The sequence below is a fragment of the Streptomyces sp. PA03-6a genome (assembly GCF_033792765.1).
Lineage (GTDB): Bacteria > Actinomycetota > Actinomycetes > Streptomycetales > Streptomycetaceae > Actinacidiphila.
On the sequence record NZ_JARAVK010000005.1, the window covers coordinates 12749 to 25341 of the forward strand.

Consider the following 12593-nt stretch of genomic DNA (forward strand, 5'->3'; position numbering starts at 1 on the left):
GGCCGGTGGCTTCCGGCTTGCGACGCCGACTTCCTCGCGTGCGTAATTGGATTACAGCTGCAATTGCGGCGCCTGTGTTTCGACCGTATCGAGCGATGCGTGCGGTGTCCACTTATGGCCTAATGGCGCATGATTGACTCCTCAACTGCCGCGAGAACACGGTGATGACCAGCAGAAATATCCGCGTTCGCATGGGTGCCTGCGGCAATTGTCAAAGCCTCATCCATGCACGGCACGGCACCTCTGCGCACCTTCCGACATCGCGCGGATCAACACGCCCGCACCCGAGACCACGGCGCACGGGCTCCTGGCACCCTCCCAACACTCAAAATCGCGTTACGAGCTCTACGGGCCGGGACGGTCACCACGAGAGGCACACGAGGGCGCCCGAGTGGCGGCGGGGACGCGATCAGCGCTGCCAGAGGAACGCGGCCCGCTCGCAGGGCCGACAGACGAAGGTGTAACCCAGGCCGCCGCCACCGAAGTTCGCGGAGGTGGTGTGGTCGTGGCCCTCCTCCAGTTCCGCCACGAACGCCATGGGCGCGGCGCAGGAGGGGCAGGACGGGGTCTCGTCGTTCTGCAGCCAGTCCGGCTCGCCGCCCAGCCGTCCGAGGACGGGCGCCGTCGTGGCGACGCCGGCGGGCTGCGGGCGCAGCGCGGTGACGGCGCCGAGCAGCGTCTCTCCCTCGGCGGGGACGGCGGCCTGACTGAGCGGGCCGGTGAACAGGTAGGCGCGGTTGCCTCCCGCGGCGGCGTCCCAGTCGTCGCACATGCCCGGGTCGTTCTGGCAGAAGAAGACGGCGACCGCCCCGCCGTCGACGGGCAGGTGCGCGAGGAACTGCAGGGCCCCGGCGCAGTTCCGGCAGGTCGGCCAGACGAAGCCCTCCGGGACGAGCGGGACTCCGCCGGTACGAAGGACGGGCGCGTCGGGGGCGGCTTCCCCGTCGTGGATCAGGAGCACGGCGACAGCCTGGATGATTGGGTCCGGCGTTCTCAGTGGTCGTGGGCAGTCAGGAATCGTTGGTACTTGGCGTCCCCAGTCCGGGTGTGCCGGATGCCGGCTGCGAGCCGAGGAGGCGTTGTCCGGTGCGGATGAGACGGTGATCGCGTTCCAGCACCGCGCTGAGGTTCATCCGCCGAGCGCGACTGGCGCCAGGCCGGGAGGCAGATGGTGCACGGCCAGTGCCACAGCCTCCTTCGCCGTGGTGAAGACGCCGAGGTCCTCTCGGGCGATGCTCCTGCCCGCTCCGTACGTGCCATCGCTTCTCGCGGCCAGGTACGGTCCGACGACGGTCAGCCGCGGGCGGGTTGTGGTCGAGAAGCGCAGCGCCCAGTGGCTGGTGAACGGGTAGAGGGCGCGCAGGGCCGGCTCGGCGTACGCCGCCTCGATCAGGGCCTGGTACGTCTCGCGCCAGTCGTACTCCATTTCGGCCGCCTCCAGGCGCAGGCTCCGCCACTCGGATTCCGTCAACCGTACGGGATCGTGGTCGGGCACCTCGAGCCGTCCGGTCACGTGCACAAAGGGTGCCGCTCGGCGGATGTCGTTCAGGGACGCCCCGTCGTGCCACGCCCGGGCGGCACGGGCGATCTCCGCCAGGTCGTCCGTCGTGCCGTCGATGAGGGCCAGGCTCTGGAACGGTTCCGTGCCCCGGATCGACCACCGGCGCTCCCAGGACCGGGCGCTGATCTCCAGCGGTTCGCGGTGCGGCAACGTGCTGGGCACGACCGCATGGACCAGGTCCGAGGACCGGATGGGAACGGCGTCGAGGCGGCCTCCCGCCTCGGCCCGGAGCGCTGCGGCAAGGCTGCCACAGGCCACGACGTCGGGGTACAGCACAGCGGGGTCAGGAGGTGTCGGCACGACTCCGATTGTGCCTGAGCCCCTGGTTGCCCGGGGCGGATGCGCTGATGCATCTCCGAAGAGACGATCGCTGACCCTGTGCGGCAGGGGTGTGCGGACGGGTGTCCCGGACGGACGCCTGAGACGCGGCCGCCCGGGACACCGTTGTCAGCCGGTCACTTGACGTCGACGTAGTCCCCGGTGGAGGCCACCGCGGCGGCGGTGGGCGAACCGACGAAGTCGAAGCGGTAGTAGCCGTCCTGGGCCGCCTTGACCGTGGTCCTCAGCGAGCCCGTCTTGCTCGACTTGATCCCCTTGACGTTCACGTACTTGGTGGTGCCCGCCTTGCGGAACTGCAGGGCGACCTTCTGACTGCCGTAGCCCATGTACTTGTGCGATTCCCAGTTCGCCAGGGTCAGGGAGCCGCTGACGGTGATCGTCTTGCCCTTCTTCACCGGCTCCGGCGTGGCGTTGGCCGTCAGCTTCGTGGCCCGCAGCACCTTGAAGGTCGCGGCGGGGTCCCTGAACCTGTAATTGCCGTCGGCGCCGAGCGCGTAGGCCCACATCTTCCAGGTGCCTGCCTGCGAGTTCTTGCTCACGCCGAAGTGCCGGTAGTCCGAGGTGCTCTTCAGCACCAGGGTGCAGGTGTAGGTGGTGACGGCGTGCGCACCGCAACTGGGCAGCGACACACCCCAGTCGTCGTGGTTGACGTCCTTGCCGTGGTACAGGATCCCGCCGGCGTCGCTGATGCCGTTCGGGTCGGAGGCCGTGAGCTTGACGGTCACGGATGCCTTGCCCGATGAGTTGACCACGATGGACTTGCCGCCGTTGACGATCACGTTGGATATCTGGGTGTCGCCTTGTACATCGTCGGCCGGGGCGGCCTGCACGGCCGGCATGGCGAGAACGGACAGAGCCAGGGCGCCGACAGCGACGGCCGCGGCTGAGCGGATACGCACGTGCATGATTACCCCCACATCGAAACAGTCCCGCCGCGTGTCCCCCCGGCGGGTGACGTTGCCGTCGTGACCAATCTGCACGCCTTCCGCCGCCCTGCCGAGGGTTCCCGCCCGGCCGTCGCCCGCTGGTCGAACGGCTGTTGCGGGATGCCGACAAGGTCACCGATCACGTCGCGCGGCCGCCCCGGCCGTTCATGTACGACGAGCGCCGCCGGCGGCCCGCACGCGCGACAGCCGGACCCCGCGAGGCGGGAGTCCGGCTGCCGTGGTGGTAGGTGGTGCGTGCGGTGTGCGTGGTTACTTCACGTCGACGTAGTCGCCGGTGGCGGAGACCGTCGCGGCGGTGGGCGAACCGGCGAAGGTGAAACGGCATCAGCCGTCCTGGGCCACCTTGATCAATGACAGAAGCCCCGGCATCTAAGCTGGTCAGAGCCGCGGGCCCTTGTTCTCGTATGGGCGAGTCGGCAGGCCGGTCAGCAGCCGGACCAGGGAGTCCCAGCGGCGCCGAGCCGGAGTGCGCACGGTGGCGCGCTGCTCTAGTGTCGGAAGAAGGGGTGGTCTGCCGAGCCGACCGCTGCGAGGTCCGCAACCACGGTCGTGCACCTGTCGTGTGCGCTGCTCGGCACCGTGAGTTCCCGACCAGCCCCGGAGAGCAGGTGCCTCCCATGCGCACGTCGATCCGAATCGCCAGTGTCCTCACCGGTCTGACCGTCGCACTCGGCGGCGCGGCCTTCGCCGTCCCGGCCGCCCACGCGGACATCCCGTCCTGCACGAACATGGTCCGGCAAACGGGCGTCGAGGTTTCCGACGCCGTCACAACGGCGTGCACCCTGGGGGTACACGGTGACCTGAAGGGCTGTGTCAGCGGCCTGACCGGGGCCGGCGTACCGGGCGGCGCCGCCACCGGGGCCTGCCGGGCAGCGGCCAACCCGCCGTGACGGCGCTTGTCGGCGCATGCCGCTGCGGCCCTCGCAGGTGAGGAGACCTTCGCTGCCCGTCCGCCACAGGACCGGCAGACCACCTCACCGGACCCGGCCAAAGGCCACCGCCTGTCGGCAGGTGCCCGGCCCGCTCAGTGGGTTGGGATATCGCCTGCGTGACCCGCCGCACGGGGCCCGCCCCTCATCGGGTGAGCCCACGCACGCATGACTCCGACTGCACGTACAACCTAAGCGGTATCGAGCGGGCAGCAGGTTGTCACTGCCCGGAGGCCGGCGTGCCCTGCGCGGCAATCGACTTGGGGCCGCATGAAAGTCGGGCGGCTTCTCGTGCAACGGCGAGGTGGGCTTCGCTGCCGGGACCGATCCGGGTGCCGCACTCAAGGGTGCCCGAACCCTCCGTCGTCCAGCTCTTCGCATGCCCGATGGTCACGGCCTTCGTGCCTGGGCACGTGTACCGGAAGTCCGCCTCGACGACGTGTGTCTCGTTGTACGACACAAATCGGCCTGCCCCGGGCGTCGAGACGGCCCGGCTCAGATTGGGATCGCCCAGCCTTCTGCCGACCTCGGTGAAGGCCATGTCGGCGACAGTGTCATCCTCCTGGGTCTCGCCTACCAATTTTGCAAGGGAGAACAGCACGTCACGCGACGGCACCGCTGGACCACTTGCCGATACGGATGTCTCGGGCCACGACACCCGATGCTTGGGTGCCTTCGTGAACTTGCCGCCGCCCTTGCCGAAGGTCTCCACCTCGGAGAGGGCGGAGAGCCGGACAGGCCTCTCGACGTTGAACCACTGGTACGTGCCGTTGACGCAAGCCCTCGGACCCATGGTCTGAGCCGGCACCGACGGCGCTGCCTTGCCTTCGGTGTGCGCAGCGGTATCGGTACACGCACCAGCGCCTGCGATCGCCGCGAGAGCGACACAAGCAGCGATCGTTCGCCTCATGGCGATTCCCTCACGTAGTGCTCGGTAGCGGCCAGGGCCTCACCCCTGGAGCGAGGGGCCGATGCATGATGGCATGGTGGCGCACGGTGTTGCGCGCGGCCGAAGGTGAAGACCACACCCTTGTGCCAGACCTCGCTCCAGGGCCGGTCACCGCCGAAGCCCCACATCTCGGAATCAGCGGCCCGGGACCCCTGGTGGGGTGCCGGGCCGTTGTGTTGCGCCGAGGTGCGTGTCAGGCGAGGCGGAAGTCCTCGAGGCGGTGGCCGGCGCCCAACCGGGCCGTCAGCCGCTTGCCCGGGAGCTCGCTGGGCTCGAGGCCGACGGCGGTCGTAACCTCGGCGGCCGGATACCGCTCGGGGATGTCGGCGTCCTCGGTGTCGGTGGCGATCTCGACCTGATCGCCGAAGAGGAGCACGACTCGGACGCGGACGCTGCCCTCGGGGTCGAGGGCGGTGTGGCGCGAGGCGTCGGACGCCAACCTATTGGCCGGCCTGGACAATCCCGGCGTAGACGCCGAGGTCAGGGTGCCTTGTCGGCACCTTCCACCGACGCAAGGCGTCCATTGCACCGTATGGCCAGGCAGTCTCGTCCTGCTCGGCGACGAAACGCACGACACGCTGCTGCACGTCGCTCAGGTCGCCGAAGGACTGCGGCGGCTCGGTGGGATCACCCGGGAAAAGCAGTGTGAACAGCCTATGCGCCGTGTAGTACCTGTCGTAGAACCTTTCGACGCCCGTGCAGTCGGCCAGGCCGACCAGCATGGCGTCGACCGCCCGGGGCGTCGCCGCTTCGGGTGTTTCGGCCAGGGCCATGGTCGCGAGGCCGCGGTACGAGCCGCTCAGGAACGACATGGTCTCGGTGGACTCGGGCGGCCGGGCGACGACCTGCGTCAGCACGTCGACGACGGCCGGGCCGGAGACGCCGAACCGCGTCAACGCGAAGGCGGCGGCCCAGCGCAGCTCGATGATCGGGCTGTCCAGGTAGCGCTCGATGAAGGGGACGGTCGCCGGTTCGCCGAGCAGGCCGAGGGCGACCACTCCCGTCGCTGCCGCTCCGGGCGAGCCTTCGTCGGCGATGAACGCCTTCAAGAGCGGAATCGACGTCGCCGCGGACTCGGGGAACCACGCCAGCAAGTGCGCGGTCTCGGCCCGCAGTTCAGGACTGTCCGAGGTCAGCAGGACGGCGAGTGCGGGAAGCGCCTCCCGGACGGCGTCATAGGAACGCACCACCGCTTCAGCGGCGATGAGCACATGCGCCCAGGTCTCCTCGCGCTCTTTGCGCTGCTCATCGCCCGCCGCTTCGCCGATCCACTGAGCCCAGTCGTCGGCTTCGCCGCGTAGGTTCGCCAGGTTGGTGCGGTCCTCGCGAGGGTCGATGCCGTTCGGCAGATAGTTGTTGTCCAGCCCGATCGCGATGGCGACCAGCAGGCCGACGAACCGATGCCTATTGACCAATCTCGGGTCGAGTGCCATCCGCACGAGGAACGGAACCGTGTACACCGCGGCCTGCGATCGCGTGCCCTGGTGGACGATGTGGTTCGCGAGTTGCGCACTCGGCGGGTGCCGGCCGTCCCAAACCCCTGCCTGCATCGCCCGGAGGTGTCCGGGGACGTCCTCGGCCGTGCCGTAGGAGTGGTGCAGTTGGGCCCAGGGCACATCGTCCAGGCCGGTGAGAGGGTCGTCATTGACGTCGTTCCATCCACTGGCACCCATTGAGCCGCCCTCCCTGGAGATCGTTGACGGCCGAACGGTAGCGGCAGGCGCTGACACCGGGGGTTCACGACGCCGACCGATCGCAGCAAGGTGCGGCAACTGCGCCGTGACCCGCATCTGCGCTGCATGTATGGGGCGGCAACAAACAAAGAACTACGCGAACATATGACTATTTAAGGCAAATGAGAAATTGAATTGCATTTCATGAGAAGCAGTGTTCTGCGGTGTTTTGGCGGCGCCGGAGGGTGAGGATCAACGCATGCCCGGCCGAACGGTCCGGGCAGTCCCGGGGGCGTCAGCCCCCGTTCGTACGGAAAGGCCTGAACATGATCAACGGGTTGAAGAGGGCCGCGGCCCTGGGCGCGGCAACGGTGGCCCTGGCTGCGGGCGCGGTCGTCGGCACGGTCGGCACCGCGTCGGCCGCTCCGCAGGACCACCGGCCGCCGAAAGCGTCGCACCACTGCGCGAAGGTGGCGGGCCACTGGGCACGGCAGTGGCACCCGGGGTTCCGTGACCGGCACCACCGCTGGCACCCCGGCAAGTGGACCCGCGTCTGGCGCCCCGCCCATCAGGAGTGCCACCGCTGACCCCGTAGCCGACGCCGGCACCCGCCCGTAGGGGCGGCGGCGACCCGAACCGGAACCGGCCCCGACACGCCCGTGGAAGGCGTGGTGGGGCCGGTTCGTCGTGTCACACCCCTCTTCGGGCTTGCCCCGGGCGTGGCCTAGCAGGCCTCACACGGATGGGCAGGACGGTGAAGTGCATCGGTTCATGGTCAGGAATCCCTGTTCCCCCTGACTACCCGTCGGAGCGGTGGAGCAGGACTCGCGGAAGGTCAAGGTCGGTGCGTCAACGCTGGCTCATTGAAGGCGGAGTTCGTCGGCGCGCCGCCCGGCCTCGTCAGGACGGTACCGCGGCCCGTGCCGGGTCGAGGAGACCTGGCACGGGCCGGCTCCGTTGATCATGACCGTCGCGCCGTTGGCAAAGACCATGGCCATGGGGGTGAGGGGCACCCCGGTCTGCGTTCAGCGAGAACTCGTCCAGGCGGGAGACCGGGCGTCCGGCCAGGTCGGCTTCGAGGCGGGGGATGCCCGGTGTCCTGCTCAGGCACCATCGTGATGGCTCCGGGGCGCGGAGCGTCACCGGCCTCAGGAGGACGGAGCCCCGAATGCCGCCACTATCAAAGCCAGTTCGGTGGAGTTCATGCCCTCGCCCTTCGCGTCCGTGGCACCGACGTTCATCACCATCGTGCGGGACAGGTCCCGGGTGGCGGCGATCGCGCTGGTGTAGCCGTACCGGCTGCCCGTCTTGCCCCAGACCTCGCGGCCGCCGAGATTGATCTTGGACAGCCCTGCGCTGTAGGAGGCCGGGGCCCCCGAGCCGTACTCACGCACCGACGCCTCGGGCAGGGTGAACATCTCCTCCAGTTGCGGCCGAGGCACCACACGACCTGTGAACAGCGCTTGCAGGAACCGTTCCAAGTCGGCGGTGGTGGAGATGATGTCGCCCGCCGCGTAGCCCTGCGTCTGGCCCCAGACCGTCACGTCTCGGAGCTCGGTCGAGCCGTCGGGGCGCGCAAAGGCCTGGTAGCCGTGGTTGTGGGGTCCCTCGATGCGCGGGTCGGTGCCGGGGTAAGAGGTGTTCTGAAGCCGCAGCGGCCTCAGAATGCGCCGGCCGACCTCCTCTTCGTAGGCATGTCCGGTGATCCTCTCGATCAGCAGACCGAGCACGGCGTAGTTGATGTTGAGGTAGTGCTGCTGGGTGCCGGGCGCGAACTCGGCCGGCTTCGCGGTCGCGTTCTCCACCATGTCCTCGGGCGTGTAGAGATCGAACCGGTGGACGTAGGCCTCCTCGATGGTGTCGCCCGGCATGTCAGCCGCCGGGATGCCGCTCGTGTGGTTGAGCAGCTGCCGCACGGTGACGTCCCTGTACGCCGCGGGGATCAATGCCGGCAGGTAGCGGCGCGCGGGCGCGCCCAGGTCCACCTTCCGCTCGGCGGCGAGCTGCAGGACCACCGCTGCCGTGAACACTTTTGTCACTGAGCCGGCCCGGAAACGGCCTCGCGGATCGGCTGGGCGCCCGCTCTCCAGGTCGTGCACGCCCGCGCTGCCGCGCCACGTGCCGTCCGTGCCGCCGACGCGTACGAGCGCGGCGGTGGTGTCGGCGTCGGGCAGGGAGCCGAGCGCGGCACACAACGCCTCGCTGTCGAGCCCGCCCGCGTGCGTGCCGGAAGTGCACGAGGACGGCAACGGGGGCGGAGTGGCCACAGCCGCCTGGGCCGCCGGGAAGGCGACGGCAGTCAGGGCGAGCAGAGCGGACAGGGCAGTACGGGTACGGGCGTTCATCGTGTGATCTCCTGACGACGGGAAACGGCGCGAGCCGTTGCCTGCCATCCTGTTGATCACAGCCCCCGCGCGGATCGCCCGGGCGGGCGGTCTTGGTGCGGACGTCGACTCGCCCCCGCGGGGGAGCCGGCGGGCCCGCCTCCTCCGGGAGAGGGATCACGTACCGGGAGACCGCCGGCGGCCGGTCCCCCCGCAGTCACGAGTCCGGTCTCGTACGCGCAGATGACCGCCTGGATGCGGTCCCTGAGCCCGAGCTTCGCCAGCACGTTGCCGACGTGGGTCTTCACGGTGTGCTCGCTGACCGTCAGCGCAGCCGCGATCTCGGCGTTGGACAGCCCCCGGGCGAGGTGCAGCAGGGTCTCGCGCTCGCGGGCGGTCAGCGCGTCGAGCCGGTCCGACGCAGGCGCCCAGGCCGGCCGGGGCCGGCTCCTGTACTCCTCGACCAGCCGGCGCGCCACCGTGGGGGCGAGCAGGGAATCGCCCTCGGCCACCACCCGCACCGCGTGGACCAGATCGTCGCGCCTGACGTCCTTGAGGAGGAAGCCGCTCGCCCCCGCATGCAGCGCCTCGTACACGTACTCGTCGGAGTCGAAGGTGGTGAGCATGATCGTTCGGCAGTCGGTTGCCGCGACGATGGCGCGACACGCCTCGATCCCGTCCGTGCCCGGCATCCTGACGTCCAGGAGCGCCACGTCCGCGCCATGGAGCCGCACGGCCTCCGCCGCCTCGGCCCCGTCAGCCGCCTCGGCGACCACCTCGATGTCGGGTTGGGCGTCGAGGATCATGGCGAAGCCGCTGCGTACCAGCTCCTGGTCGTCGGCCACCACCACCCGAATGGTCACCCGTCCACCTCCATGAAGACATCGGCCAGCGGAAACCGCACTCTCACCCGGAACCCTGTGCCGTCCGGGCCCGGGCCCGTCTGGACGGTCCCGCCGTGCGCCGCGGCCCGCTCCCGCAGCCCGATCAGACCGTGCCCCGTGCCCCCGACCGGCCTGCCGCCGGTGCCGACAGCGGCTCCCCTGCCGTCGTCGGTGACCGTGATCTCCACGGACTCGGCGCCCAGCTCCACGCACACCGTCGCGGATTCCGCGCAGGCATGTCTGACCACGTTGGTCAGCGACTCCTGCACGATCCGGTAGACGGTCGCTTCGGTGGCCGGCGGCAGGGACCCCGGAAAACCCACGGTCACGTACTCGACGGCGAGGCCGCCCGAGGCCACCTGCTCCACGAGCAGCGGAAGATCGGCCAGAGCGGGCAGGGGTTTGCGGGACGCGGGCTCCGGGGTCTCCATGTCCTGCCTGAGCACCCCCAGCATCCTGCGCAGCTGCGTCATCGCGTCCCGCCCCGTCTCGGAGATGGCCTCGAACGCCGCCTCGGCACGCTCCGGCGCCGTACGGACCGTGACGGGGCCGGCCTCCGCCTGCACCACCATCAGGCTCACCGCGTGCGAGAGGATGTCGTGCATCTCCCGTGCTATCCGGGCCCGTTCGGCCGCGGCGGCCTGCTCCACCTCGATGCGGTTCGCCCGCTCCAGCTGAGTTGCCCGGTCCTCCAGAGCGGCCGTGTAGGCCTTCCGGGTGTGCGTGAGGCGGCCGAACCCGTACGCCGCGCCGAAGAGGAACAACGAGAACAGCAGTTCCCTGGCCTCACCGGAGTTGAGCGCCACCGAGGGGAATATCAGCGCAAGCGTTCCCGCAGCCACGGGGATGCGCCACCTGGCCGGGGTCAGCTCGGCGACCGTGTAGAGCGCCACCAGCGCGTTGTACGGCAGGGGCTGCCCAGGTCCGTCGAGCGTGAACCGGTAGAGCACCTGCGCGGCAAGGACCGCGGCGAGCGCGGTCACTGGTGCCCGGCGCCGCCATAGCAGGGGCAGCACGCCGAGCGTCGTGAGGCCGTACGACGCCCAGGTGGCGGGTGGCAGTGACGGCGAGCGCGGCACGACGAACGGGATGGTCTCGGCGGCCTGCACGAGCAGCATCAGCCCCGCGTCCACTGTCCATGGACTGGTGAGCGGCTGACGGATACGGGAGGCGAAGAGCCTCAGGTGGCCGGCCACCATCAGGCTTCTCTGGCGACCAGGCCGAACTGTGCCACCTCCGGTCACTGTTCGGCCCGGCGGTCGGGACGCCGACGTGAGCAGGACACGATCCCGAGCTCCAGCAGGTCCGGGCCCACGGCGAAGGACGCGACCTCTGCCCGCAGCCACGAACGGCGGAGTGGCATGATCACTCCGGAACCTTATCGCCTCCTCGTCACCGGCGCCCCCGGGTTCGAGTGCCGAATGGCCCAGCATGAGCCAGCTGCCAGATGGAAGGGCATCGAGCAGAGTCCGCACGATGCCCTCACGAGTGAACCCTCCACCCCGCCGAGATGTTGGATGCCGGTCCAGCGGGTCCACACTCGCCGGCAGGCTCCCGGGGGCTTTAGATTTTGTCCGCCCAGATCTGTCGGGACGCCGACACGGGGTCGGCCACCACTGAGACGGGCACGTCCCAGATCTGCGTGAGCGCCTCACCCTTCCGGTACTGCGGCCAGCCGGGGTCGCCGGTGGCGGCGAAGGCCGTCAGCGACCTGCGGAACTCCTCCGCCAGGCCGACAGCCTCCGGCGGGAGTGAGTCGCCGAAGAGCATGGCCGCCATCGGGCCGTGGAAGTTGCCGAATGTCAGCGGTACGTCGAGCAGGTGGCAAGCGCCGAGCGCCCCGCCGAACACCGGGGTCGGCCAGGCCACCTCATAACACCAGCTGCGGCCGGAGTGCTCCTGAGCGCACCACATCGACGGCATGCGGAAGAACGCGTCGGACTGGATGAGGATGTACAGATCGGCGTCTGAGACGCCAGGGTACGCGGCTCGGTAGCCGTCGAGAGGAACGCCGTGCGCCGCCGCGACACCAGCGACGTCAACGGCGGACAGGTTCTCGCTCATCGCCATGGCGAAGAATCGGTACTCGTCGCGGGCAAACCCGGTCATGAGGTCGACCTCCGCACGCAGGCCGCGCCAGGGCTGGTCACGCACCACATCCCCATCCACCACCAGTCCGTAGGGAGTGACCTCGCCCTCCCTGGACTGCACGGCGTGGATCGCCTCCGACGCCACGCCCGCGAAGGCCTCGGAAGTGAGCGGAACACCGAGCGCCGCCGCGATCCGCTCTGCCGTGCCGCGCGCCAGTTCTTCCGGCAGAAAGGCCGCTGTGACGCTCTGTCCGATGGCCCGGCCGAACAACCCGCGGCCGGCCTCGGCGGCCGTCAGCGCCGCCACGGCGCTGCCTCCCGCTGACTGTCCGAAGATCGTCACATTGCCCGGGGCCCCGCCGAAACGCGCGATGTTTTCCTGAACCCAGCGCACGGCCGCGAGCTGGTCGAGCAGTGCCCGGTTCTGCGGCGCGTCCGGCAGCCAGCCCAAGCCCTCTAAGCCAGTGCGGTAGTTCAAGGTCACCAGCACGACGCCCGAGCGGGCCAGGTTCGTGCCATCGAACTCGGGCTGGCTCGCGGAACCAAAAATGAACGCTCCCCCCGTAAAGCCAGACCATCACCGGGAGACCGGCTGCCCCGGGATCGGGCGTCCAGACATTCACGGTGAGGCAGTCGGCATCGTCACCCGGGTGCCACAGCGCCGGCAAAGGAGGCATCTGGGCCTGCGGAGGCGAGGCACTGAAAGCGGTACCGTCGAGGACACCGTCCCGTGAAAGTCATGACCGCGGAGTGTCCGCGGGGGGGGTAATGTGCCGTCCGGACACGGGCTCCGTCGACGCCCCCCTCTGTCGCCGCGAGGGTCCCCGCCCAGGTGGACGGCCCGTCAGGTGCCCATCCTGCGGCAGGCACGACCGTGCCAGAAATACCGGAACGCGC

The 12593-nt window shown here is 69.6% G+C and carries 12 protein-coding genes and 2 pseudogenes; 2 read left to right on the top strand and 12 right to left on the bottom strand.

All coding sequences use genetic code 11. From position 1 onward, the window contains the following. Positions 1-409 precede the first annotated feature (409 nt). The 3 genes from PV350_RS02090 to PV350_RS02100 form a co-directional block, all read right to left on the bottom strand. On the bottom strand, positions 410-961 hold the full coding sequence (locus tag PV350_RS02090) for a hypothetical protein (protein WP_500332643.1): 552 nt from the start codon (positions 959-961) through the stop codon (positions 410-412). A gap of 168 nt (positions 962-1129) precedes the next feature. Beyond that, on the bottom strand, positions 1130-1861 hold the full coding sequence (locus PV350_RS02095; RefSeq protein ID WP_500332644.1) for a DUF6193 family natural product biosynthesis protein: 732 nt from the start codon (positions 1859-1861) through the stop codon (positions 1130-1132). Between the two features lie 155 nt (positions 1862-2016). After that, positions 2017-2805: a calcium-binding protein gene (locus tag PV350_RS02100; RefSeq protein WP_500332645.1), complete on the bottom strand. Its 789-nt coding sequence runs from the start codon at positions 2803-2805 to the stop codon at positions 2017-2019. Between the two features lie 659 nt (positions 2806-3464). Here PV350_RS02100 and PV350_RS02105 point away from each other — a divergent pair. Beyond that, positions 3465-3737, top strand: a complete 273-nt coding sequence (locus PV350_RS02105) for a hypothetical protein (protein ID WP_499510039.1) — start codon at positions 3465-3467, stop codon at positions 3735-3737. Between the two features lie 259 nt (positions 3738-3996). On the opposite strand, the gene PV350_RS02110 is transcribed toward PV350_RS02105, so the two are convergent. The 3 genes from PV350_RS02110 to PV350_RS02120 all read right to left on the bottom strand — a co-directional run bounded on the left by PV350_RS02110 (position 3997) and on the right by PV350_RS02120 (position 6398). Then, a complete protein-coding gene (locus PV350_RS02110; protein ID WP_499510040.1) occupies positions 3997-4686 on the bottom strand; it encodes a hypothetical protein in 690 nt (229 codons plus the stop codon). 232 nt (positions 4687-4918) lie between these two features. Further along, complete coding sequence (locus tag PV350_RS02115) at positions 4919-5164, bottom strand: hypothetical protein (protein WP_500332646.1); 246 nt, start codon at positions 5162-5164, stop codon at positions 4919-4921. 1 nt (position 5165) lies between these two features. Beyond that, positions 5166-6398, bottom strand: a complete 1233-nt coding sequence (locus tag PV350_RS02120) for a HEAT repeat domain-containing protein (protein ID WP_500332647.1) — start codon at positions 6396-6398, stop codon at positions 5166-5168. A 326-nt stretch (positions 6399-6724) separates the two neighbouring features. Between PV350_RS02120 and PV350_RS02125 the strand changes: the two genes are divergently transcribed. Next, entirely contained in the window at positions 6725-6985 is a 261-nt protein-coding gene (locus PV350_RS02125; RefSeq protein WP_499510042.1) for a hypothetical protein, read from the top strand. A 561-nt stretch (positions 6986-7546) separates the two neighbouring features. On the opposite strand, the gene PV350_RS02130 is transcribed toward PV350_RS02125, so the two are convergent. The 6 genes and pseudogenes from PV350_RS02130 to PV350_RS02155 all read right to left on the bottom strand — a co-directional run. Then, positions 7547-8743, bottom strand: a complete 1197-nt coding sequence (locus PV350_RS02130) for a serine hydrolase domain-containing protein (RefSeq protein ID WP_500332648.1) — start codon at positions 8741-8743, stop codon at positions 7547-7549. A 56-nt stretch (positions 8744-8799) separates the two neighbouring features. Then, on the bottom strand, positions 8800-9585 hold the full coding sequence (locus PV350_RS02135; protein ID WP_500332649.1) for a response regulator: 786 nt from the start codon (positions 9583-9585) through the stop codon (positions 8800-8802). Continuing rightward, positions 9582-10805: a sensor histidine kinase gene (locus PV350_RS02140; protein ID WP_500332650.1), complete on the bottom strand. Its 1224-nt coding sequence runs from the start codon at positions 10803-10805 to the stop codon at positions 9582-9584. The genes PV350_RS02135 and PV350_RS02140 overlap by 4 nt, the downstream gene beginning before the upstream one ends. A 41-nt stretch (positions 10806-10846) precedes the next feature. Then, entirely contained in the window at positions 10847-10975 is a 129-nt protein-coding gene (locus PV350_RS02145; RefSeq protein ID WP_500332651.1) for a hypothetical protein, read from the bottom strand. 194 nt (positions 10976-11169) lie between these two features. Then, positions 11170-12249 (bottom strand): annotated as a pseudogene (locus tag PV350_RS02150) (carboxylesterase family protein); the annotation flags it as partial. A 7-nt stretch (positions 12250-12256) separates the two neighbouring features. Further along, positions 12257-12409, bottom strand: a pseudogene (locus tag PV350_RS02155) (carboxylesterase family protein); the annotation flags it as partial. Positions 12410-12593 lie beyond the last annotated feature (184 nt).

What these genes read in the sequence shown, in the direction of transcription:
- PV350_RS02100 (WP_500332645.1), bottom strand. Translation starts at nt 2,805, where the DNA reads ATGCACGTGCGTATCCGCTCAGCCGCGGCCGTCGCTGTCGGCGCCCTG.
- PV350_RS02105 (WP_499510039.1), top strand. Translation starts at nt 3,465, where the DNA reads ATGCGCACGTCGATCCGAATCGCCAGTGTCCTCACCGGTCTGACCGTC.
- PV350_RS02110 (WP_499510040.1), bottom strand. Translation starts at nt 4,686, where the DNA reads ATGAGGCGAACGATCGCTGCTTGTGTCGCTCTCGCGGCGATCGCAGGC.
- PV350_RS02120 (WP_500332647.1), bottom strand. Translation starts at nt 6,398, where the DNA reads ATGGGTGCCAGTGGATGGAACGACGTCAATGACGACCCTCTCACCGGC.
- PV350_RS02125 (WP_499510042.1), top strand. Translation starts at nt 6,725, where the DNA reads ATGATCAACGGGTTGAAGAGGGCCGCGGCCCTGGGCGCGGCAACGGTG.
- PV350_RS02130 (WP_500332648.1), bottom strand. Translation starts at nt 8,743, where the DNA reads ATGAACGCCCGTACCCGTACTGCCCTGTCCGCTCTGCTCGCCCTGACT.
- PV350_RS02140 (WP_500332650.1), bottom strand. Translation starts at nt 10,805, where the DNA reads ATGGTGGCCGGCCACCTGAGGCTCTTCGCCTCCCGTATCCGTCAGCCG.